At 66.4% G+C, this 18,602-nt stretch carries 22 protein-coding genes; 13 read left to right on the plus strand and 9 right to left on the minus strand.

All coding sequences use genetic code 11. The features are described 5' to 3' along the window. Positions 1–123 precede the first annotated feature (123 nt). Positions 124–1,269, minus strand: a complete 1,146-nt coding sequence (locus tag JF52_RS0112645; protein ID WP_033107294.1) for a glutamate--cysteine ligase — start codon at positions 1,267–1,269, stop codon at positions 124–126. A 208-nt stretch (positions 1,270–1,477) separates the two neighbouring features. Here JF52_RS0112645 and rpsP point away from each other — a divergent pair, with 208 nt between their 5' ends. Genes rpsP through trmD form a run of 4 tightly spaced genes read left to right on the plus strand, consistent with a single transcriptional unit; the run spans position 1,478 to position 3,519 of the window. Further along, positions 1,478–1,918: a 30S ribosomal protein S16 gene (gene rpsP / locus JF52_RS0112650; RefSeq protein ID WP_033106991.1), complete on the plus strand. Its 441-nt coding sequence runs from the start codon at positions 1,478–1,480 to the stop codon at positions 1,916–1,918. Positions 1,919–1,923: 5 nt separating this feature from the next. Continuing rightward, positions 1,924–2,154: an RNA-binding protein gene (locus JF52_RS0112655; protein ID WP_033106992.1), complete on the plus strand. Its 231-nt coding sequence runs from the start codon at positions 1,924–1,926 to the stop codon at positions 2,152–2,154. Next, entirely contained in the window at positions 2,138–2,779 is a 642-nt protein-coding gene (gene rimM / locus JF52_RS0112660; RefSeq protein WP_052167029.1) for a ribosome maturation factor RimM, read from the plus strand. The genes JF52_RS0112655 and rimM overlap by 17 nt, the downstream gene beginning before the upstream one ends. A gap of 20 nt (positions 2,780–2,799) precedes the next feature. Beyond that, entirely contained in the window at positions 2,800–3,519 is a 720-nt protein-coding gene (gene trmD / locus JF52_RS0112665; protein WP_052167070.1) for a tRNA (guanosine(37)-N1)-methyltransferase TrmD, read from the plus strand. Position 3,520: 1 nt separating this feature from the next. Here the strand turns inward: trmD and JF52_RS0112670 are convergent, their stop codons facing one another. Genes JF52_RS0112670 through JF52_RS17020 form a run of 3 tightly spaced genes read right to left on the minus strand, consistent with a single transcriptional unit; the run spans position 3,521 to position 4,955 of the window. After that, positions 3,521–4,345 (minus strand): SURF1 family cytochrome oxidase biogenesis protein, encoded by an 825-nt coding sequence (locus JF52_RS0112670; RefSeq protein WP_033106994.1) that lies wholly within the window; start codon positions 4,343–4,345, stop codon positions 3,521–3,523. Next, positions 4,342–4,539: a hypothetical protein gene (locus tag JF52_RS0112675; protein WP_033106995.1), complete on the minus strand. Its 198-nt coding sequence runs from the start codon at positions 4,537–4,539 to the stop codon at positions 4,342–4,344. The genes JF52_RS0112670 and JF52_RS0112675 overlap by 4 nt, the downstream gene beginning before the upstream one ends. Beyond that, on the minus strand, positions 4,536–4,955 hold the full coding sequence (locus tag JF52_RS17020; RefSeq protein WP_084595850.1) for a DUF3099 domain-containing protein: 420 nt from the start codon (positions 4,953–4,955) through the stop codon (positions 4,536–4,538). The genes JF52_RS0112675 and JF52_RS17020 overlap by 4 nt, the downstream gene beginning before the upstream one ends. Positions 4,956–5,047: 92 nt before the next feature. Here JF52_RS17020 and JF52_RS0112685 point away from each other — a divergent pair, with 92 nt between their 5' ends. Beyond that, complete coding sequence (locus tag JF52_RS0112685) at positions 5,048–5,758, plus strand: beta-ketoacyl-ACP reductase (RefSeq protein ID WP_033106996.1); 711 nt, start codon at positions 5,048–5,050, stop codon at positions 5,756–5,758. 179 nt (positions 5,759–5,937) lie between these two features. On the opposite strand, the gene serB is transcribed toward JF52_RS0112685, so the two are convergent. Both serB and JF52_RS0112695 read right to left on the minus strand, forming a co-directional pair. Then, on the minus strand, positions 5,938–6,573 hold the full coding sequence (serB, locus tag JF52_RS0112690) for a phosphoserine phosphatase SerB (protein ID WP_033106997.1): 636 nt from the start codon (positions 6,571–6,573) through the stop codon (positions 5,938–5,940). Positions 6,574–6,595: 22 nt separating this feature from the next. Beyond that, positions 6,596–7,840, minus strand: coding sequence for a glucose-1-phosphate adenylyltransferase (locus tag JF52_RS0112695; protein ID WP_033106998.1), 1,245 nt, complete (start codon positions 7,838–7,840; stop codon positions 6,596–6,598). Positions 7,841–7,886: 46 nt separating this feature from the next. Here JF52_RS0112695 and glgA point away from each other — a divergent pair, with 46 nt between their 5' ends. The 3 genes from glgA (at position 7,887) to JF52_RS0112710 (ending at position 10,218) form a co-directional block, all read left to right on the plus strand. Continuing rightward, entirely contained in the window at positions 7,887–9,071 is a 1,185-nt protein-coding gene (glgA, locus tag JF52_RS0112700; protein WP_033106999.1) for a glycogen synthase, read from the plus strand. 17 nt (positions 9,072–9,088) lie between these two features. Continuing rightward, a complete protein-coding gene (locus tag JF52_RS0112705; protein WP_033107000.1) occupies positions 9,089–9,874 on the plus strand; it encodes an ABC transporter ATP-binding protein in 786 nt (261 codons plus the stop codon). A gap of 86 nt (positions 9,875–9,960) precedes the next feature. Next, positions 9,961–10,218, plus strand: coding sequence for a type B 50S ribosomal protein L31 (locus JF52_RS0112710; RefSeq protein WP_033107001.1), 258 nt, complete (start codon positions 9,961–9,963; stop codon positions 10,216–10,218). Between the two features lie 137 nt (positions 10,219–10,355). Here the strand turns inward: JF52_RS0112710 and JF52_RS0112715 are convergent, their stop codons facing one another. Then, a complete protein-coding gene (locus JF52_RS0112715) occupies positions 10,356–11,081 on the minus strand; it encodes an exonuclease domain-containing protein (RefSeq protein WP_033107002.1) in 726 nt (241 codons plus the stop codon). 60 nt (positions 11,082–11,141) lie between these two features. Between JF52_RS0112715 and JF52_RS0112720 the strand changes: the two genes are divergently transcribed. Then, a complete protein-coding gene (locus tag JF52_RS0112720; protein WP_033107003.1) occupies positions 11,142–12,149 on the plus strand; it encodes an alpha/beta fold hydrolase in 1,008 nt (335 codons plus the stop codon). Here JF52_RS0112720 and JF52_RS0112725 read toward each other — a convergent pair. Beyond that, positions 12,121–12,594 (minus strand): Lrp/AsnC family transcriptional regulator, encoded by a 474-nt coding sequence (locus JF52_RS0112725; protein WP_033107004.1) that lies wholly within the window; start codon positions 12,592–12,594, stop codon positions 12,121–12,123. The genes JF52_RS0112720 and JF52_RS0112725 overlap by 29 nt on opposite strands. A 168-nt stretch (positions 12,595–12,762) precedes the next feature. On the opposite strand from JF52_RS0112725, the gene pdhA reads away from it, so the two are divergent. The 3 genes from pdhA to JF52_RS0112740 are packed head-to-tail and all read left to right on the plus strand — an operon-like array spanning position 12,763 to position 16,239. Then, positions 12,763–13,875 (plus strand): pyruvate dehydrogenase (acetyl-transferring) E1 component subunit alpha, encoded by a 1,113-nt coding sequence (pdhA, locus tag JF52_RS0112730; protein WP_033107297.1) that lies wholly within the window; start codon positions 12,763–12,765, stop codon positions 13,873–13,875. 1 nt (position 13,876) lies between these two features. After that, complete coding sequence (locus tag JF52_RS0112735) at positions 13,877–14,887, plus strand: alpha-ketoacid dehydrogenase subunit beta (RefSeq protein WP_033107005.1); 1,011 nt, start codon at positions 13,877–13,879, stop codon at positions 14,885–14,887. Further along, complete coding sequence (locus JF52_RS0112740; RefSeq protein ID WP_033107006.1) at positions 14,884–16,239, plus strand: dihydrolipoamide acetyltransferase family protein; 1,356 nt, start codon at positions 14,884–14,886, stop codon at positions 16,237–16,239. The genes JF52_RS0112735 and JF52_RS0112740 overlap by 4 nt, the downstream gene beginning before the upstream one ends. 122 nt (positions 16,240–16,361) lie before the next feature. Here JF52_RS0112740 and JF52_RS0112745 read toward each other — a convergent pair whose 3' ends face one another. Then, positions 16,362–16,949: a TetR/AcrR family transcriptional regulator gene (locus tag JF52_RS0112745; protein ID WP_033107007.1), complete on the minus strand. Its 588-nt coding sequence runs from the start codon at positions 16,947–16,949 to the stop codon at positions 16,362–16,364. A 94-nt stretch (positions 16,950–17,043) separates the two neighbouring features. Between JF52_RS0112745 and JF52_RS0112750 the strand changes: the two genes are divergently transcribed. Next, positions 17,044–18,597: a carboxyl transferase domain-containing protein gene (locus tag JF52_RS0112750; RefSeq protein WP_052167030.1), complete on the plus strand. Its 1,554-nt coding sequence runs from the start codon at positions 17,044–17,046 to the stop codon at positions 18,595–18,597. The last annotated feature ends 5 nt before the right edge of the window (positions 18,598–18,602 follow it).

Here is an 18,602-nt window from a genome sequence, read left to right on the forward strand (position 1 = left end):
GAGCCTTCGGCCTGCCCAGTCACCATCCATTTTCGGATTAGGGGCTCTGGGTCGTGTTCGGTGACCCGGGGTCACAAAAGTTCGGGCAGTGTGAGAAGTGTGACAAAGGGGGGAGCTGAGACCTCAGATCACTGGCGCGCCGGGGCCGGAGCGGAACTCGCGGATGAGATGCTGCACGACCTCTCCGAGGTCGGAATCGGTCGCCTCGGCGACTGTCAGCTGACGCTCATAGCTCGCACCGCCGTCGAGGATCGTCCCGATTCCGGCGAATTCGGCTTCGCATCCCAGGTCCGCTGCGATCGGAGCGAGCGCGGACATCGTCTCCGCGAGGTGCTCGCGAACCTGCCGCTGCGTGCCGGCGGCGTCCACGATCAATCGGGCGTCCAATCCGTAGCGCGCCGCCCTCCACTTGTTCTCGCGGTGGAACCAGGAGGGCATCGTGGGCAGCGTCTCGCCGGCATCCAGCATCCGTGACAGATGCTCGACGAGCACCTGCACGAGCGCGGCGACCGAGGCGAGTTCAGCGAGCGTGGACAGTCCGTCGCAGGCGCGCACCTCGATCGTGCCCCATCGAGGAGCGGGACGGATGTCCCAGCGCACCTCCGTGGCGTCCGCCATCACACCGGTGCGGACCATGTCATCGAGATAGCCTTCGAACTCTTCCCAGGAGTGCAGCGCCCAGGGCAGTCCGGCAGTGGGAAGCTGCTGGAACACCAGAGCACGGTTGGATGCGTAGCCGGTTCGTTCGCCGGCCCAGAACGGACTCGACGCCGAGAGCGACTGAAGATGCGGCAGATACGCGGTCAGTGCGTTGATGATCGGGAAGACCTTGTCGCGGTCCTCGACGCCGATGTGGACATGGATGCCCCAGATCATCATGTTGCGGCCCCACCACTGGGTGCGCTCGATGAGGTCGTGGTACCGCGTCTTGTCGGTGACGCGCTGGTCGAACCACTGCGCGAAGGGATGGCTGCCGGCTGAGAGCAGTTCGATGCCCGCCGGATCCGTGGCCGCCCGCACCGCGGTGATCGCGTTGCCGATGTCGCCGATGGCATGGGCCACCGATTCGCCGATCCCGCTGGTGACCTCGATCGTGTTCGTGAGGAGTTCGCCGGTGACGGTGTGGCGCTCTGGCGCGCTTTCATCCTCCAGCGCGGCCAGCAGTTCGGGCGCACGGCCGACAAGGTCCCCGGTCTCAGGATCGGCGAGCATGATCTCCCACTCGAGACCGACCGTGGACCGCGGGGAATCGGTGAATTCTTGCGTCACGTGCACAGTCTGACACGCACCGTCCACGACACGGATGACCGCGTGTCGCGTCGTTTCGCTACTCGCCTCCGAATCTGGCAGAATAGAAGGTCGGACGACGTTCTCGACCCTCTATCCAGAATGCGTCCACTCATTTGAGCTTCCGCCGGGTGTGCACCCCACTCTCCAGGCGACCGGTTCGTTTCCTTCCACACAATTCAGGAGAATCGTGGCTGTCAAGATTCGTCTCAAGCGCATGGGCAAGATCCGCGCACCTTACTACCGCATCGTCGTCGCCGACTCGCGCACCAAGCGCGACGGTCGAGTGATCGAGGAGATCGGCAAGTACCACCCCACCGAGCAGCCCTCGTTCATCGAGGTCGACTCCGAGCGTGCACAGTACTGGCTGTCGGTCGGCGCACAGCCGTCCGAGCAGGTCACTGCGCTCCTCAAGCTCACAGGCGACTGGGGCAAGTTCAAGGGCGACAAGGACGCGGTCTCGACCGTTCAGGTCAAGGCCCCCAAGGTGCCGTTCGAGATCGACGGTGCCAAGAAGTCTGTCGTCAAGCCGAAGGCGGAGAAGAAGGCTGAGCCGGTTGCTGAGCCTGTCGAAGCACCCGCCGCTGCCGACGCGGAGGCCGCTGAGGCTCCCGCAGCAGACGCCGAATAATCGCCGTGCTCGCCGCCGCGCTCGAACACATCGTCAAGGGGATCGTCGATCACCCCGAAGATGTTCAGATCAACGCCTCCACGTCGCCGCGAGGCGACCTGCTCGAGGTGCGCGTGCACCCCGACGACCGGGGGCGCGTGATCGGGCGCGGCGGCCGCACCGCAAAGGCACTGCGCACGCTCATCACCGCTCTGGCGGACGGGCGTCGCGTTCGCGTCGATGTCGCGGACGACTGACGTGGTGTCGAAAGACCGGAACCAGGGCAAGAACCAGCTGCGCGTCGGGCGCCTCGTCAAGGCCCATGGTCTCAAGGGCGCCCTCAAGCTGGAGTTGTACACCGACAACCCCGAGCGTCGATTCGTCATGGGTGCCGAGTTCACGTTGCAGGTGCCAGAGGCATCTCCGTGGCACGGTAAGAGCGTCAAGGTACGCGAGTACCGGGTCATGAACGGCAACCCCGTCGTGTTCTTCGAAGACATCGAGGACCGCGAAGGTGCCGAAGGCCTCGTGCGGGCGATCCTGTGGATAGATCAGGATGCCGATGAGGACGAGGACGACGCCTGGTACGACCATCAGCTCGTCGGACTCGACGTCGTGCGCGACGAGACCGTCATCGGCAAGGTGGCTCGCGTCGAACACATGCCGGCGCAGGACCTGTTGATCGTCCGTCCCACCGGCGCCGGTGCGGACGGCGACGTGATGGTCCCGTTCGTGAAGGCCATCGTCCCTGCGGTCGACATCGCCGCAGGGCGCGTCATCGTCACGCCTCCCGCCGGACTGTTCGAAGAGCTTCCGGATGCAGCGACCGAAGCCGCGGATGAGTCGAAGCCGGACGCCGAGGACGACGCGGCCGTCGATTGATCGATCGCTACGATCAACGCATGCGCACTTCGACTCGCTCCGCTCGCTCAGCACACCGGATAGACGTCGTCTCCATTTTCCCGTCGTACTTCGACGGGCTGACGCTGTCGTTGCTGGGCAAGGCACGCGAGAGCGGCATCCTCGATCTGCGCATCCATGACCTGCGCGATTGGACCAGCGACCGTCATCGAACCGTCGATGACACCCCGTACGGCGGGGGAGCAGGAATGGTCATGAAGCCAGAGCCCTGGGCGCTGGCGCTCGACGACCTCGCTGCGGGCTCAGACCGTCCGACCATCATCTTCCCTTCGCCTGCGGGCGAAGTGTTCCATCAGAAGACCGCGAGAGAGTTCTCCGAGCGCGAGCACCTGATCATCGGCTGCGGGCGGTACGAAGGCATAGATGAGCGCGTCTTCGAGTACGCGGCCACGCTGGGCGAGGTGCGCCTCGTCAGCCTCGGCGACTACGTGCTCAATGGCGGTGAGGTCGCCGCGATGGCGATGATCGAGGCGGTCGGCCGCCTGATTCCAGGTGTCGTCGGGAACCCGGACAGCCTGGTCGAGGAATCGCATGAGGACGGGCTGCTGGAGTATCCCTCGTACACGAAGCCCTCGAGCTGGCGTGATCGTGCTGTGCCGGACATACTGCTCAGCGGAAATCATGCGGCGATCGCCGCATGGCGTCACGAGCAGCAGCTCGCACGCACAGAGAGTCGGCGTCCGGACCTGCTGAGCGACTGAGTCAGACGCGGGCGTCGACCTTGTCGAGCAGCTCGTCCTCGGCATCCGCGTCATGATCGCGGCGCCGAGGGTTCCTGGTCGGCGCGGGTCGCCCTTCGACCTCTTCGCGGTGTTTCTGGATCTCTGTGCGGATCATGTACCCGATGAAGATGAAACCCATCAGGGCGAACAGGATCCACTGGATCGCATACGACAGGTAAGGACCAGGATCTTCAGTGGGGGAGTCGAACGTCCCAGGCGCCGTGTCAGGTGACGGATCCTCACTCACCAGCAGACCGTATGCACTGGTGACGACGTCGCCAGTTGTCGTCGCCGCGATGCTCGGCAGGTGGATCGTCGGCACCTGTCCCTCGGGGGCGCCGCGACCCGATGCCGGCAACCGCTCGCCGGGCCGAAGCCGCACGATCACTTCCACCGTGCCGGTCGGAGGAGCGGGAACGACATCGGGGTTCGCCTCCTCACCGGGCGGCACCCAGCCGCGGTCGACGATGAACACGCGCCCGTCCACGTCCTGGAAGGGGACGAGCACCTCGAACGCGCTCGTCCCGCCGTGCGGACGATTGCGTACGAGGACCTGCTGATCGGCGAGATACTCGCCCTCGAGCTTCACGGGATGCCATTCGTCCTCGGCATCGAGAGAGCCGTCAGCGGCGATCGCCTCGGAGAGCGGGATCGGCGTGGCGTCGTAATTGCGCTCGACGAGAGCGAGCTGTGCAGACCTGCCCTCATTCCTCTCGAACTGCCAGTTCGAGAGGAAAGCGCAGGCCACAGCGAATGCGATCGCGATGAGGACATAGACGCCCCAGCGCACGAGACGATTGCTCATGCGGGCACTCCTTCCCGAACCGTCACCGGGAAGTCCCGCGCGACCAGGTAGTCACGCAGATACTCGACATGCTCATCGCACGCCAACCAGATCTTCTCGCGTTCGGCGGAGTGGATGCGCGGGTTGCGCCACACGACGTGGTGGGTCGCCGGTGCACGGCATGCCGCTCGTGAGCATTCGAACTCGTCCGTCACGCCTCGCCGCTCCCGTCGTCCTGGTTCTTGGTTCGGTTCGCCCGGTCGTCGTCGGGCTTCACGTCGTGGGTGCTCTCACCGCGTGGCGTCTCATGAATGGTGATCGTCCTCGCATCCGATGGCTCGGCGGGTGGGGTGCTCGCCGTCGTCGGCAGCTCCTGCGTCGCGGATTCAGGAGCCGGGCTCGCCGTGGGGCTGATCGCGTTCGCGAAGACGACGGCGATGTACGGCAGCACTGCCGTGGCGATCGCGAAGACCCAGGTGTACCAGCCGTACGGCGTCACGAAGATCGTCAGCGCGAAGCAGACCATCCGGATCACCATCGTGAGCACGTAGCGGCGCACGCGACCGGTGGCCTCGTCCTGCGGCGACTGCGGCAGCGAGGTCACGGCGGGTGCATGACGGGAGCGGTTCACGGTACCTCCAGCCTACGCCGCGCGGGGACATGCGTTCGTCGCCCGATAGGATTGCTCGGGCCTCGACAGAACGCCAATGGGAGTGAGAGATCATGAGTTCAGAACGCGTCGTCCTCGTCACCGGAGGCAACCGCGGTATCGGCCGCTCGATCGCCGAGCGCTTCATCCGCGACGGTCATCGTGTCGCGGTCACCGCCCGCAGCGGTGAAGGTCCGGAAGGCGCGCTCACTGTTCGCGCCGACGTGACGGATGCCGCATCCATCGATGCGGCATTCAGCGAGGTCGAGGAGAAGCTCGGCCCGGTCGCGGTGGTCGTGGCGAACGCGGGGATCACCAAGGACACACTGCTGATGCGCATGAGCGAGGACGATTTCGACAGCGTCGTCGCGACGAACCTCGGCGGCGCGTTCCGCGTCGTCAAGCGTGCGTCGAAGGGAATGCTGCGCGCACGATTCGGACGCGTCATCCTGATCTCCAGTGTCGTCGGTCTGTACGGTTCAGCCGGCCAGGTGAACTATTCCGCATCCAAGAGCGGCCTGGTCGGATTCGCCCGGTCGCTGACCCGCGAACTCGGGGCCCGCGGCATCACGGCGAACGTCGTCGCGCCCGGATTCATCGAAACCGACATGACCGCCGAGCTCCCCGAAGACACCCAGAAGCAGTACAAGGCGAGCATCCCGGCAGGCCGCTTCGCGACGCCTGACGAGGTGGCCGGCGTCGTGACCTGGCTCGCCGGTGATGACGCGGCCTACATCTCAGGCGCCGTGATCCCCGTCGACGGTGGACTGGGGATGGGTCACTGACTCGTTGATCAGCGACGCGAGTCGATCAGGCGTCGCGGCGGGTCGGTGGGCACCTGCGACTCGATCGGAACGCGCATCCGCAGCGTCCCACACCACGTTTCCTCCACCGCTGTGCCCGACGAGCACGACATGGTCGTCCACGGCGCTGAGAACGTCGAGACGTGGTCGGCGTCAACTGATCAGGGAAGCAGCGGGATGACCGCGCTGAGGTCGTGCGATCCGATCACCAAGCTTGCCGCGTCGCGGACGGCGGGTTTCGCGTTGAACGCGAGCCCGAGCCCGGCGACCGACATCATCTGCAGGTCGTTCGCTCCATCTCCGATGGCGATCGTGGCATGCATGGGAACTTCGAGCTCCTGCGCCCACTCGGTGAGCGCATGGGCCTTCGCCGCGGCATCCACGATCTCGCCGTCGACGAGTCCGGTCAGCATCCCGTCCGCGACGTCGAGACGATTGGCCCGCCAGCGATCGACGCCCAGTTCGGGAGCGATGTGGTCGAGGATCTCGTGGAATCCGCCGGACACGACACCGACCACGCCGCCGCGCCCGTGCACGGCAGCAGTCAGTTCGCGCACGCCCTGCGTCGGCTCGATGCGTGCCCGCACCCGTGCGAACGCCGCGGTGGGAACGCCCTTGAGCTCCATGACCCTGGAGCGCAGGCTCGCCGCGAAGTCGACTTCGCCGCGCATGGCCGCCTCGGTCGCTCGCTGCACCTCTTCGCGTCGGCCTGCTTCATCTGCGAGGAGTTCGATCACCTCATTGCGGATGAGAGTGGAATCGGCATCGAGGACGACGAGGAAACGCGCAGAGGTCACACGGTCGAGCGTAGCGCGCCGGTCAGCGTTCGATCTGCACGCCCTTGCCGACCACGGTGATGCCTGACTCGGTCACCGTGAAACCGCGTTCGATGTCACGCTCGCGGTCCACACCCACGGTGGCGCCGTCGAGCAGCACCACGTTCTTGTCGAGGACGGCCCGATGGATCCGGGCTCCCTGGCCCACGTGCACGTGATCGAACAGCACCGAATCCGTGATCGTCGAACCGCCACCGGCGAGGGTGCCCGGCCCGACGACGCTGCGCTCCAGATGCGTGCCGGAGAGTACGGACCCGAGCGACACGATGGAGTCGATCGCGTTGCCGATCCTGCCGACCGCATCCCGCACGAACTTGGCCGGCGGCGCGTTCACACTCTGCGTGCGGATGGGCCACAGCGTGTTGTACAGGTTGAACACCGGAAGCGTGGAGATCAGATCCATGTGCGCGTCGAAGAACGAATCGATCGTGCCGACATCACGCCAGTACGCACGATCGCGCGGAGACGAACCGGGCACGTCGTTCTGCTTCATGTCGTAATAGCCGGCCTCGCCGCGATCGACGAAGTAGGGGATGATGTCGCCACCCATGTCATGGGCAGACGTGGCGAGTTCGCCGTCCGACTCCACCGCTTCGACGAGTGCGTCGGTGTCGAAGATGTAGTTGCCCATCGAGGCGAGCACTTCGTGGGGAGAGTCGATGAGGCCTTCGGCATCCGTCGGCTTCTCCAGGAAGGCCCGAATGCGCCCTGAGCCGTCCGGGTCGGCGTCGATGACGCCGAACTGGTTCGCGAGTGCGAGGGGCTGCCGGATGCCGGCGACGGTGGCCTTCGCGCCGGACGCGATGTGCGCCTTGACCATCTGACGGAAGTCCATGCGGTACACGTGGTCGGCGCCGATCACCACCACGATGTCGGGCTTCTCGTCGTTGATGAGGTTGAGGCTCTGCAGGATCGCATCTGCGGAACCCGAGAACCAGCGCTTCCCGAGCCGCTGCTGTGCGGGCACCGAGGTGACGTACGAGTCGAGCAGCGCCGACATCCGCCACGTCTGCGAGATGTGGCGGTCGAGGCTGTGCGACTTGTACTGCGTCAGCACGACGACCTGTCTCAGCCCCGAATTGATCAGGTTCGAGATCGCGAAGTCGATGAGGCGGTACTGGCCGCCGAAGGGCACCGCCGGTTTCGCGCGGTCTGCCGTCAGGGGCATGAGACGCTTGCCTTCGCCGCCGGCGAGGATGATGCCGAAAACCTTCTTGGGGACCGCCATGGCTCCACCATAGATGCGGATCGCGTTGCTGTACTAGCGTTCAGACATGCGCGTCGACATGATCACGAAGGAATACCCGCCGGAGATCTACGGCGGGGCCGGTGTCCACGTCGCTGAACTCGTCTCCGCACTGCGTCAGAGCATCGATGTCGAAGTCCGCGCCTTCGGCGCGCCGCGTGACGAGCGGTCGACGACGGCGTACCGCAGTCCTGCCGAGCTGGCCGGCGCGAACCCCGCTGTGCAGACCCTCGGCACCGACCTGGCGATGGTCTGTGACATCGCCGGGGCCGACCTCGTGCACAGTCACACGTGGTACGCGAACTTCGCCGGACACATCGCGTCCCAGCTGCACGGGATCCCGCACGTGCTCACCGCACACAGCCTGGAACCGCTGCGACCGTGGAAGGCCGAGCAGCTCGGCGGCGGCTACGCCGTCTCAAGCGGTATCGAGAAGCTCGCGTACGAGAACGCCGCGGCCATCGTGGCCGTGTCCGGCGGAATGCGCGCCGACATCCTCCGCAGCTATCCCGCTGTCGATCCGGCGCGCGTCAGGGTCATCCACAACGGGATCGACGTCGAACGTTGGCGGCCGGTTCAGGATGCTGCGTTCCTCTCGAGCATCGGCATGGATCCTGACCGCCCGTCCGTCGTCTTCGTTGGACGCATCACCAGGCAGAAGGGACTGCCGTATCTGCTGCGCGCCGCGGCGGAACTGCCGCCTGAGGTGCAACTCGTGCTGTGTGCCGGAGCGCCCGACACCCCGGAGATCATGGTGGAGGTGCAGGAGGGTGTGCGCCTGCTGCAGCAGACACGCCAGGGCGTGATCTGGATCGAGCGGATGCTGCCACGAGACGAGCTCTCCGCGATCCTCACCGCGGCCACCACATTCGTCTGTCCGTCCGTGTACGAGCCGCTCGGGATCGTGAACCTCGAGGCGATGGCGTGCGGCGCCGCAGTGGTCGGCACGGCGACGGGCGGCATCCCCGAGGTCGTCGATGACGGCGTCACCGGCCGTCTCGTGCCGATCGAACAGGTGACTGACGGCACGGGGACGCCGGTGGACCCTGAGCGTTACGTCGACGATCTCGCGCGCACGCTCACCGAGGTCGCGATGGATCCGGCGCAGGCAGCCGCCTACGGAGAAGCCGGACGTGAGCGCGCCGCCCGCGAGTTCAGCTGGGGTGCGATTGCCGACACCACGCGGGCGCTCTACGCGGAGCTGACGGATTGAGCCGATAGGCTTGAAACATGCCGAGTGCTCTTGATTTCACCGATGTCGTCGTGCGCCGTGACGGGCGCAACATCGTCGATCATGTGACCTGGCAGGTCGCGGAGGATCAACGCTGGGTCGTGCTCGGACCGAACGGTGCGGGCAAGACGACTCTGCTCCAGCTGGCAGACACGCTGATGCATCCCACCGGTGGCACGGTGACGATCCTCGGGGAGACACTGGGCCGCACCGACGTCTTCGAGCTCCGTCCCAGGATCGGCTTCGCCTCATCGGCCATGGCGAGACGCCTGCCGAGCGACGAGACGGTTCTCAACGTCGTGCTCACCGCCGCGTACTCCGTCACCGGCCGCTGGAACGAGCAGTACGAGAACATCGACGAGCGGCGCGCCGTGCGAGTGCTGGGCGAGTGGAAGCTCGATCACCTCGCCGACCGTACCTTCGGAACCCTCAGCGACGGTGAGCAGAAACGGGTGCAGATCGCACGGGCGGTCATGACCGACCCTGAGCTCCTGCTGCTCGACGAGCCGACCGCGTCGCTCGACCTCGGCGCCCGAGAGGAGCTGCTAGGGCTGCTGAGCGGCTACGCATCGTCTCCGACGACTCCTGCCATGGTCATGGTCACCCATCACGTCGAAGAGATCCCGATCGGCTTCACGCACGTGCTGCTGATCCGCGACGGTGGCATCGTCGCGGCGGGTCCGATCGCTGAGACCTTGACGGCGGATGCTCTGACCGAGGCGTTCGGTATGCCGATCGTGCTCAGCGCTGAGGACGGCAGGTACGCGGCGCGCGCCACGTCCTGAACACAGATCTGCTAGACTCGACCCTTGGTGCGTATGCACCCTCTGACTCTCTTTCTATTTCGTATCCGCAAGCCAAGGAATCAGCAATGAAGACTGACATTCACCCCGTCTACAAGGCCGTCGTGTTCCGCGACCTCGGCTCGGGCGAGACGTTCCTCACCCGTTCCACCGTCTCCAGCGACAAGAAGATCGAGCTGGACGGCGTGGAGTACCCCGTCATCGACGTCGAGATCTCGTCGTCTTCGCACCCGTTCTACACGGGCAAGCAGCGCATCATGGACTCGGCCGGTCGCGTCGAGAAGTTCAACCAGCGCTTCAAGGGCTTCGGCGGCAGCAGCAAGTAACTCCTGCCCCACGAGAAAGGCCCCGCCTCGGCGGGGCCTTTCTCGTGCGCGGGGTTGTTCGCCAAGACCCCCGATTCGTGTCCAGACCCCGGGATATTCATGTCATTCAGATGGGGTGTCGCGAACAACACGGGGTCTCAGACGGACGTCGAGTCCGGCTGCCGCACTGGCCACGTGCCGTCGAGCGAATCCTCGGCGTCGAGTCGTCCGATCCGGATGAAGTACTCGGTCAGGCTCTCAGCCTGCGTGCGCGCCCAGCCGATCTGCTGCGTATGCAGCTCTTGTGCCGAGGCTGCGAGCGGGAAGGCGCGCGCGATCGCCTGAGCGACGCGGCCGGCGGCGATGGCATCTGCGGCTGCCTCATGTGCGCCGTCGAGGCGCACCGCGTAGTGCTCAGCGACGACCTCGAGGGTGCGCTTGCCCTTGCGATACCGATCGACGGCCTTGTCGATCACATGCGGGTCGATGATGGGGCCAGGTGATTCGAGGGGCGGGATGCCGTGCCGCAGGCACTCGTGCGTGAGCAGGGAGAAGTCATAGGACGCGTTGTAGGCGACCACCGGCATGCCCTGGGCGAAGAGCGCGCGCAGCGATGCGGTGACCTCGCTGACGACCTCTCGTGCGACTCGTCCGTCACGTCGCGCCTGCTCGGTGCTGATACCGTGCACGGCTGCCGCGCCCTCGGGGATGGGGATGCCGGGATCGGCGAGCCAGGAGCGCGCGGCGATCTCGCGCCCCTTCGCGTCGAGCACGCCGACGTGCGCCGTGACGATGCGATCGGCGGTCACGTCGACACCGGTGGTCTCAAGATCGAAGACGCCGATGCGCCTGAGCCAGCCGGGGAGTTCGAGATCGATTGCCATGACCCCACGCTAGGGAGGGCTTCGGACAATGCTGTGCAGGCTCGCCCGTAGACTGGATCCATGACCGTTGCCTCGCCGTACGCCGACCGGCTGAGCCGTCTGCCGGTCGAACGTCACGAAGTCGAGGTGGGGGGCGCGAAGACCGCCTATTGGGTGTACGGCCCTTCGACAGGCTCAGGGACCGAGGGGGGTTCAGGGACCGAGGGGGGTTCAGGGACCGAGGCGGGTTCAGGGACCGAGGCGGGTTCAGGGACAGAGGCAGGCTCAGGGACAGAGAGCGACCCGACCACGGTGATCGCGGTGCACGGTTTCCGCGGCGAGCATCACGGGCTGGAGCCCGTGCTCGCGTATTTCCCCGAGGTGCGGGTGATCGCGCCCGACCTGCCCGGTTTCGGTGAGACGCCGCCGCTGCCCGGTCGCACACACGATCTCACCGCATACGCCGAATGGCTTCGGAGCTTCTCCGCCGCGGTCGCGCCCGGCGCCGTCATCCTGGGCCATTCGTTCGGCTCGATCGTGGCATCCGCCGCGGTCGCCGGTGGGCTCGAGACACCGAGACTGATCCTGATCAACCCCATCGGTGCGCCGGCACTGGAAGGGCCCAAGGGTGTGATGACGCGTCTCGCCGTCTGGTACTACGACCTCGGAGCGATGCTGCCCTCGAAGGTCGGTACCGCGTTGCTGCGCAACCGGCTGATCGTGCGCGTCATGAGCATCACCATGGCGAAGACGAAGGATCCTGCCCTTCGACGCTTCATCCACGACCAACACGACACCTACTTCTCGGACTTCGCAGATCGCGATGTGCTGCGCGATGCCTTCGTCGCGAGTGTGTCTCACGACGTGAGAGCCTTCGCCCCGCAGATCGACGTGCCGACACTGCTGGTCGCCGCGCAGAAGGACGACATCACCCCCATCGAGGCCGAGCGTCATCTCGCGACGCTGTTCCCCGATGCAGAGCTCGTGGAGATCGCCGACGTCGGACACCTCATCCACTACGAGACCCCTGCCGACGCGGCCGGGGCGATCCGTCGCTTCCTCAGGGTTCCCGTCGCGCGAGGCCGATGAGTCCGGCGACGCGGAACGGTATCACCTCGCCCATCGCGAGCGACGTCTCGGTGCGTTCGACGCCCTCGATCGAGAGGATCCGCGCGTCCGTGTCGAAGAGGTGACGTGCGTCGCGGCAGGCGACTCGCGCCAGCAGATCGATCGCGCCGCTGAGGCCGTGCACCTGCAGCACCTCGGGGATGCGTGCGAGTTCGGCCGTGATGCGGGGCAGCTCGGTCTGCCGCAGCCCGATGCTGATGAACGCCTGCAGAGGGAAGCCGAGCACCTCCGGCGAGAACGATCGCTCATAGGACAGGAACACCCCGGTCTGCTCGAGCCTGGCCATCCGTGCCTGGATCGTGTTGCGGGACAGCCCGAGCGTCTCGGCGAGGGCCACGATCGTCGTGCGGGGATCTTCAGCGAGGACGGCGAGCAGTTCGAGATCGACGCGGTCAAGAGCGGGCATAGTGCCAAACATTAGCAGGGTCGACGTGCCTGTATTGGGCAACATGCTCAGGGCTGCTGTGAATGCTTGAGCGTGCTGATCAGCAGACGTACCCTCGAAGTAGCCGATGATGATGTCGGTGCACGCGTGCAACTCCTCACGAGGGAGACACACGACAGGAGGACGATGATGTCGATGCAGACCACACCGATCGCAGACACCACCCAGGATCTGGAGCTCTCCGAGCGGCTTCTCGCGCCAGACGGCACCCGTCAGAAGAACCCGGAGCTCGACCCGTTCGTCGCCGATGTCGACGCCGCACAGTTGCGCGCTCTGCATCGCGACATGGTGATTCTGCGCCGCATCGATGCGGAGGGCATCGCGCTGCAGCGCCAGGGGCAGTTGGGCCTGTGGGCGCCGTGCAACGGTCAGGAGGCAGCGCAGATCGGCACCGCGCGTGCGCTCGATCCGATCGACTTCGTCTTCCCGAGCTACCGCGAGACCGGCGTCATCTACGCACGCGGCGCGCAGCCGGGTGACTTCGTCCGCGTCTGGCGCGGTGAAGAGGGCGCCCCGTTCGACCCGGCCGAGATGCGGATCGCTCCGTTGCAGATCATCATCGGCGCGCAGACACTGCACGCGGTCGGCTACGCCATGGGCATCAAGCACGAGAAGGCCCCGGAAGTCGCGGTCACCTACTTCGGCGACGGCGCGACCAGCCAGGGCGACGTCAACGAGGCCATGGTGTTCGCGGCCTCGTATCAGGCACCGATCGTGTTCGTCTGCCAGAACAACCACTGGGCGATCTCCGAGCCCGTCGCGGTGCAGTCGCAGTATCCGATCGCCGGCCGTGCTCCTGGTTTCGGCATCCCGAGCCTGCGCGTCGACGGCAACGACGTGCTCGCCTGCATGGCAGCGATGCGCTGGGCGCTCGCGCATGCACGTGCGGGAAAGGGGCCGGCATTCATCGAAGCGGTGACGTACCGGATGGGACCGCACACCACCTCGGATGACCCCACCCGCTACCGTGACCCCGCCGAGCTCGAGGCCTGGCGTACGCGTGACCCGATCGCGCGGCTGGAGGCGCACCTTCGCACTGCCGGCGAACTCGACGACGAGCAGGTCGCCGCTGCACAGGCCGATGCCGATGTCATGGCACGTGAGATGCGAGCCGCATGCCTGGGCATGGTCACGCGCGAGCCACTCGCCGTCTTCGACAACGTCTACGCCGAGCCGCACTGCGGGATCGACCGTCAGCGCGACGAGTACGCCGCGTACATCTCTTCATTCGAGGGGGTCTGAGATGACGGAGATCACTCTGGGCAAGGCCCTGAACGCAGGGCTCCGCAAGGCCATGAGCGACGACGAGAAGGTCGTGCTGATGGGAGAGGACATCGGCAAGCTCGGCGGCGTGTTCCGCATCACCGACGGTCTGCAGCAGGAGTTCGGTGCCGCACGTGTGATCGACACTCCGCTCGCGGAATCCGGCATCGTCGGTACCGCCGTCGGCCTCGCCTTTCGCGGTTACCGTCCGGTCGTCGAGATCCAGTTCGACGGATTCGTCTATCCGGCGTTCGATCAGATCGTCTCCCAGGTCGCGAAACTGCACTACCGCACCCAGGGGCGGGTGAAGATGCCCATCACGATCCGCATCCCATGGGCGGGCGGAATCGGTGCCGCCGAGCACCACTCCGAGTCGCCGGAGGCGTACTTCGTCCACACGGCCGGGCTGCGCGTCATCACGGTCTCGAACCCGCAGGACGCCTATCGCTGTCTTCAGCAGGCCATCGCCTCGGATGATCCGGTCATCTTCTTCGAGCCGAAGCGCCTGTATCACCACAAGGGCGACGTCGATCTGGAGGCCTCTCTCGCCGACGCGCCTCCGGTGGGAGTCGCGCGTGTCCTCCGCGAGGGGACGGATGCCACGATCATCACTTACGGTGCGATGGTGTCGACTGCGCTGGATGCCGCGTCGGCCGCGGAGGACGATGGAGTGTCGCTGGAGGTCATCGACCTTCGCTCGATCTCTCCGATCGACTACGACACCGTGACCGCGTCGGTGCGCCGTACCGGACGAGTCGTCGTCGCGCACGAGGCATCGCGCGAGGCGGGCGTCGCCGCGGAGGTCATCGCGAGCATCACGGAGCAGTGCTTCGAGTACCTCGAAGAGCCGCCGTTGCGCGTCACCGGGCACGACATCCCGTATCCGCCGGCCAAGCTCGAGAAGTTCCACCTTCCGGATCTCGATCGGATACTCGACGCCGTCGATCGGGTGCTAGACCGGCCGAACAGCCTGACGGGAGCAGAGTCATGATCGAGGAGTTCCGCCTTCCGGACCTCGGTGAGGGACTCGCCGAGGCCGAGGTCGTGCAGTGGCTCGTGGCGCCGGGCGACACCGTCACTCTCAACCAGACGCTCGCCGAGGTGGAGACGGCCAAGGCGGTCGTCGAGTTGCCGTCGCCGTTCGACGGGATCGTATCGACCCTGCACGCCGAGGCGGGCGAGACCGTCGCCGTCGGTGCTCCGTTGATCGCCTTCGACGTGGCCGGTGCGGAGCCTTCGGCTTCCTCCGCCGGGGCTTCCTCGGCTGCAGAGGAGAAGACGCCGCCGAACCTGGTGGGATACGGGGCGGCGCCGGCGAAGGGCGGCCGTCCCACACGGCGCGTACGCAGAACCGGGCGTGTCGATGCGGCGTCCGACACCGCTGTGCTGGAGGCTGCGCCGCACGATGTGCTGCCGGCACCGGAAGCCGTGCCCGCAGAGGTCGGTGAGCGCCCGCGTTCGACACCACCCGTGCGCGCATACGCGAAGCGATCGGGAGTCGACATCGTGCTCGTGGCCGCCGACGTAGGAGACCGCGTGATCACGCGCGATGACATCGATGCGTACCTCGAGCGGGTGGGGGGGCATTCGGAGCCTGTCACGGCGCACGTTCCGGACACGGCGCTGGCGGCATCGGTCGGCGAACGGGAGACGCGGATCCCGATCAGAGGTGTCCGCAAGCACACGGCGGCGGCAATGGTGCAGAGCGCCTTCACCGCCCCGCACGTGACGACGTTCCATACGGTCGATGTCACCGCGACGATGGATCTGATCGCGCGTCTGCGCGATGACCGGGCACTGTCCGAGCACCGGATCGGACCGCTCGTGATCGTGGCCAAAGCGGTGTGCCTTGCGCTCACGCGCACGCCAGGGCTCAACTCGCGCTGGGATGACGCGGCCGGCGAGATCGTGCAGCCGCACTACGTGGATCTCGGCATCGCCGCGGCGACGGAGCGCGGACTCATCGTGCCGAACATCCGCGACGCCGATCAGATGACGCTGCCCCAGCTCGCTGACGCGCTGCGCGCTCTCACCGAGACCGCACGGTCGGGGAAGACCACACCGGCAGCACTGGCCGGCGGCACCTTCTCGATCACGAACATCGGCGTCTTCGGCATCGATGCGGGAACCCCGATCCTGCCCCCTGGACAATCCGGCATCCTCGCGGTCGGCGCCGTGCGGCGCATGCCGTGGGAGTACAAGGGCGAGATCGCACTTCGCCAGGTGATGACGCTGAGTCTGTCGTTCGATCACCGCGTGGTCGACGGTGCGGAGGGCGCCCGATTCGTGAAGGACGTCGCCGACATCCTCGAGGAGCCCGGCCGCGCGATGCTGATGCGCTGACTACCCTTCGACAGGCTCAGGGAACGATACTCGGCGCATGAGCCCGTTTCCCGGGCGTTGAGCCTGTTTCCCGGTCGCTGAGCCTGTTTCCCGGTCGCTGAGCCTGTCGAAGCGCCCGCAACTCAGGACGTCAGCGCGGCGCGCGCCATCGCAGTGAGAATGGTCGCCGTCGATCTGTTCGACCTCGCCGCGCTGCGCGTGCTGTGCGGGGTGGAGTTGATGAGACCGAAGCAGGCCTGAACACGCAGTCGCAGTTCATCAGCCGGTACGTCGTGCAGCGGCGCGAGAGCCGAGATCCACAGGTCGATGTAGATGCGCTGCAGTCGGCGCACCTCCGCGCGATCCACGTCGCTCAGATGCGCCAGATCCCGATCCTGCACACGGATGACGTCGGCATGCGTGAGTGCGAAGTCGACGTGGAAGCCGATGAGCGCCAGCATCCGCTCCTCATCGCCCGACGATGACTCGGCGACGCGGGACCCGCCGCTGACGAGATCTTCGCTGACCTTGACGAGGACGGCGCCGAGCAGCGCCTGCTTGCCCGCGAAATGGCGGTACACCGCGGGACCGGAGACCCCGACGGCTGATCCGATGTCCTCCAGGCTCACGCCGGAGTAGCCGCGCTCGGCGAAGAGGCGTGCGGCCTCGTGCAACAGGGAATCCGCGCGCTCTGCTTTCGCGCGATCGCGCGCGGTCGGGGGGCTTGTCATCTCAGTTAATGCTCGCTAACCTAAAATGGCTGGTTAGTGCACAGTAACCGAAAAGCGCTGTTCAACGCCACCGTGAGTCGAGGAGGACGCCCGGATGCCCGTCACCCAGGAGATGCTCGCAGCCGAGCTGCGCGAGCGGCGCGCCACCGCCGCGCTCGGCGGTCCCGAGCCCTCTCGCACCCGACACGTCGCTCGCGGCAAGCTGCTGCCGAGGGAGAGGATCACGAGACTGCTCGACGAGGGCAGTCCGTTTCTCGAGGTGTCGCCGCTCGCCGCGGACGGGATGTACGGGGGAGAGGTGCCGGGGGCGGGAGTGATCGCCGGCATCGGCCTCGTGCACGGAAGACACGTGATGATCGTCTGCAATGACGCGACGGTCAAGGGCGGAAGCTACCTGCCGCTCACCGTGAAGAAGCATCTTCGTGCGCAGGAGATCGCGCTTGAGAACAGGCTTCCCTGCCTCTACCTCGTCGACTCCGGCGGGGCGTTCCTGCCGAAGCAGGATGAGGTCTTCCCCGACCGTGAGCATTTCGGCCGCATCTTCTTCAACCAGGCGCGGATGAGTGCCGAGCGCATCCCGCAGCTGGCGGCAGTGCTCGGATCCTGTACCGCCGGCGGTGCGTATGTTCCCGCGATGAGCGACGAGACCGTGATCGTGCGGAACCAGGGCACTATCTTCCTCGGCGGGCCGCCCCTCGTCAAGGCCGCCATCGGTGAGATCGTCTCGGCGGAGGACCTCGGCGGCGGGGAGCTGCACGCCAGGCGATCCGGTGTGGTCGATCACCTGGCCGAGGACGACGAGCATGCCCTCGAGATCCTCCGCGACATCGTCGCCACGCTGCCCGCCTCGAGCACGCCGGCATGGGAGGTGGCGCCATCCCGCGAGCCCGCCGAGCAGTCCAGCCTGTACGACGTCGTCCCCGTCGACGTGAACGCCGCGTACGACGTGCACGAGGTGATCGACCGGCTCATCGACGCAGACACGTTCCGCGAGTTCAAGTCCGAGTACGCCGCGACGCTGGTCACTGGGTTCGCCAGGCTGCACGGGCATCGGATCGGCATCGTCGCGAACAACGGCGTGCTCTTCAGCGAGTCCGCGCTCAAGGGAGCGCACTTCATCGAACTGTGCGATCAGCGCGGCATCCCGCTGTTGTTCCTGCAGAACATCACGGGATTCATGGTCGGATCGGAGGCCGAAGCCGGTGGCATCGCCAAGGACGGCGCGAAGATGGTCACCGCGGTCGCGACGACTCGGGTGCCGAAGCTCACCGTCATCATCGGCGGATCCTTCGGCGCTGGCAACTACTCGATGTGCGGTCGTGCCTACTCGCCGCGGTTCCTGTGGACCTGGCCGGCCAGCCGCATCTCGGTGATGGGCGGGAATCAGGCGGCGTCGGTGCTGGCGACCGTGAAGGACGACCAGTTGACTGCACGGGGAGAGAGCTGGAGCGCCGAGGAGCGCAGCGCGTTCGAAGAGCCGATCCGCGAGCAGTACGAGACGCAGGGCGAGCCCTACTACGCCACCGCACGGCTGTGGGACGACGGGATCGTCGACCCGGACGAGACCCGCGACCTGCTGGGGCTCGCGCTCGACGTCGTCGCCCGCAGCCCGCTGCCAGAGCCGCGCTTCGGCGTCTTCAGGATGTGATGAGG

Origin of the sequence: Microbacterium profundi, from assembly GCF_000763375.1 — a bacterium.
GTDB lineage: Bacteria > Actinomycetota > Actinomycetes > Actinomycetales > Microbacteriaceae > Microbacterium > Microbacterium profundi.

What these genes read in the sequence shown, in the direction of transcription:
- JF52_RS0112715 (WP_033107002.1), bottom strand. Translation starts at nt 11,081, where the DNA reads ATGGCAATCGATCTCGAACTCCCCGGCTGGCTCAGGCGCATCGGCGTC.
- JF52_RS0112725 (WP_033107004.1), bottom strand. Translation starts at nt 12,594, where the DNA reads ATGCCCGCTCTTGACCGCGTCGATCTCGAACTGCTCGCCGTCCTCGCT.
- glgA (WP_033106999.1), top strand. Translation starts at nt 7,887, where the DNA reads ATGCGCGTCGACATGATCACGAAGGAATACCCGCCGGAGATCTACGGC.
- JF52_RS0112750 (WP_052167030.1), top strand. Translation starts at nt 17,044, where the DNA reads ATGCCCGTCACCCAGGAGATGCTCGCAGCCGAGCTGCGCGAGCGGCGC.
- JF52_RS0112710 (WP_033107001.1), top strand. Translation starts at nt 9,961, where the DNA reads ATGAAGACTGACATTCACCCCGTCTACAAGGCCGTCGTGTTCCGCGAC.
- JF52_RS0112720 (WP_033107003.1), top strand. Translation starts at nt 11,142, where the DNA reads ATGACCGTTGCCTCGCCGTACGCCGACCGGCTGAGCCGTCTGCCGGTC.
- JF52_RS0112695 (WP_033106998.1), bottom strand. Translation starts at nt 7,840, where the DNA reads ATGGCGGTCCCCAAGAAGGTTTTCGGCATCATCCTCGCCGGCGGCGAA.
- JF52_RS0112740 (WP_033107006.1), top strand. Translation starts at nt 14,884, where the DNA reads ATGATCGAGGAGTTCCGCCTTCCGGACCTCGGTGAGGGACTCGCCGAG.
- rimM (WP_052167029.1), top strand. Translation starts at nt 2,138, where the DNA reads ATGTCGCGGACGACTGACGTGGTGTCGAAAGACCGGAACCAGGGCAAG.
- JF52_RS0112735 (WP_033107005.1), top strand. Translation starts at nt 13,877, where the DNA reads ATGACGGAGATCACTCTGGGCAAGGCCCTGAACGCAGGGCTCCGCAAG.
- JF52_RS0112745 (WP_033107007.1), bottom strand. Translation starts at nt 16,949, where the DNA reads ATGACAAGCCCCCCGACCGCGCGCGATCGCGCGAAAGCAGAGCGCGCG.
- pdhA (WP_033107297.1), top strand. Translation starts at nt 12,763, where the DNA reads ATGTCGATGCAGACCACACCGATCGCAGACACCACCCAGGATCTGGAG.
- JF52_RS0112670 (WP_033106994.1), bottom strand. Translation starts at nt 4,345, where the DNA reads ATGAGCAATCGTCTCGTGCGCTGGGGCGTCTATGTCCTCATCGCGATC.
- JF52_RS0112685 (WP_033106996.1), top strand. Translation starts at nt 5,048, where the DNA reads ATGAGTTCAGAACGCGTCGTCCTCGTCACCGGAGGCAACCGCGGTATC.
- trmD (WP_052167070.1), top strand. Translation starts at nt 2,800, where the DNA reads ATGCGCACTTCGACTCGCTCCGCTCGCTCAGCACACCGGATAGACGTC.
- JF52_RS0112705 (WP_033107000.1), top strand. Translation starts at nt 9,089, where the DNA reads ATGCCGAGTGCTCTTGATTTCACCGATGTCGTCGTGCGCCGTGACGGG.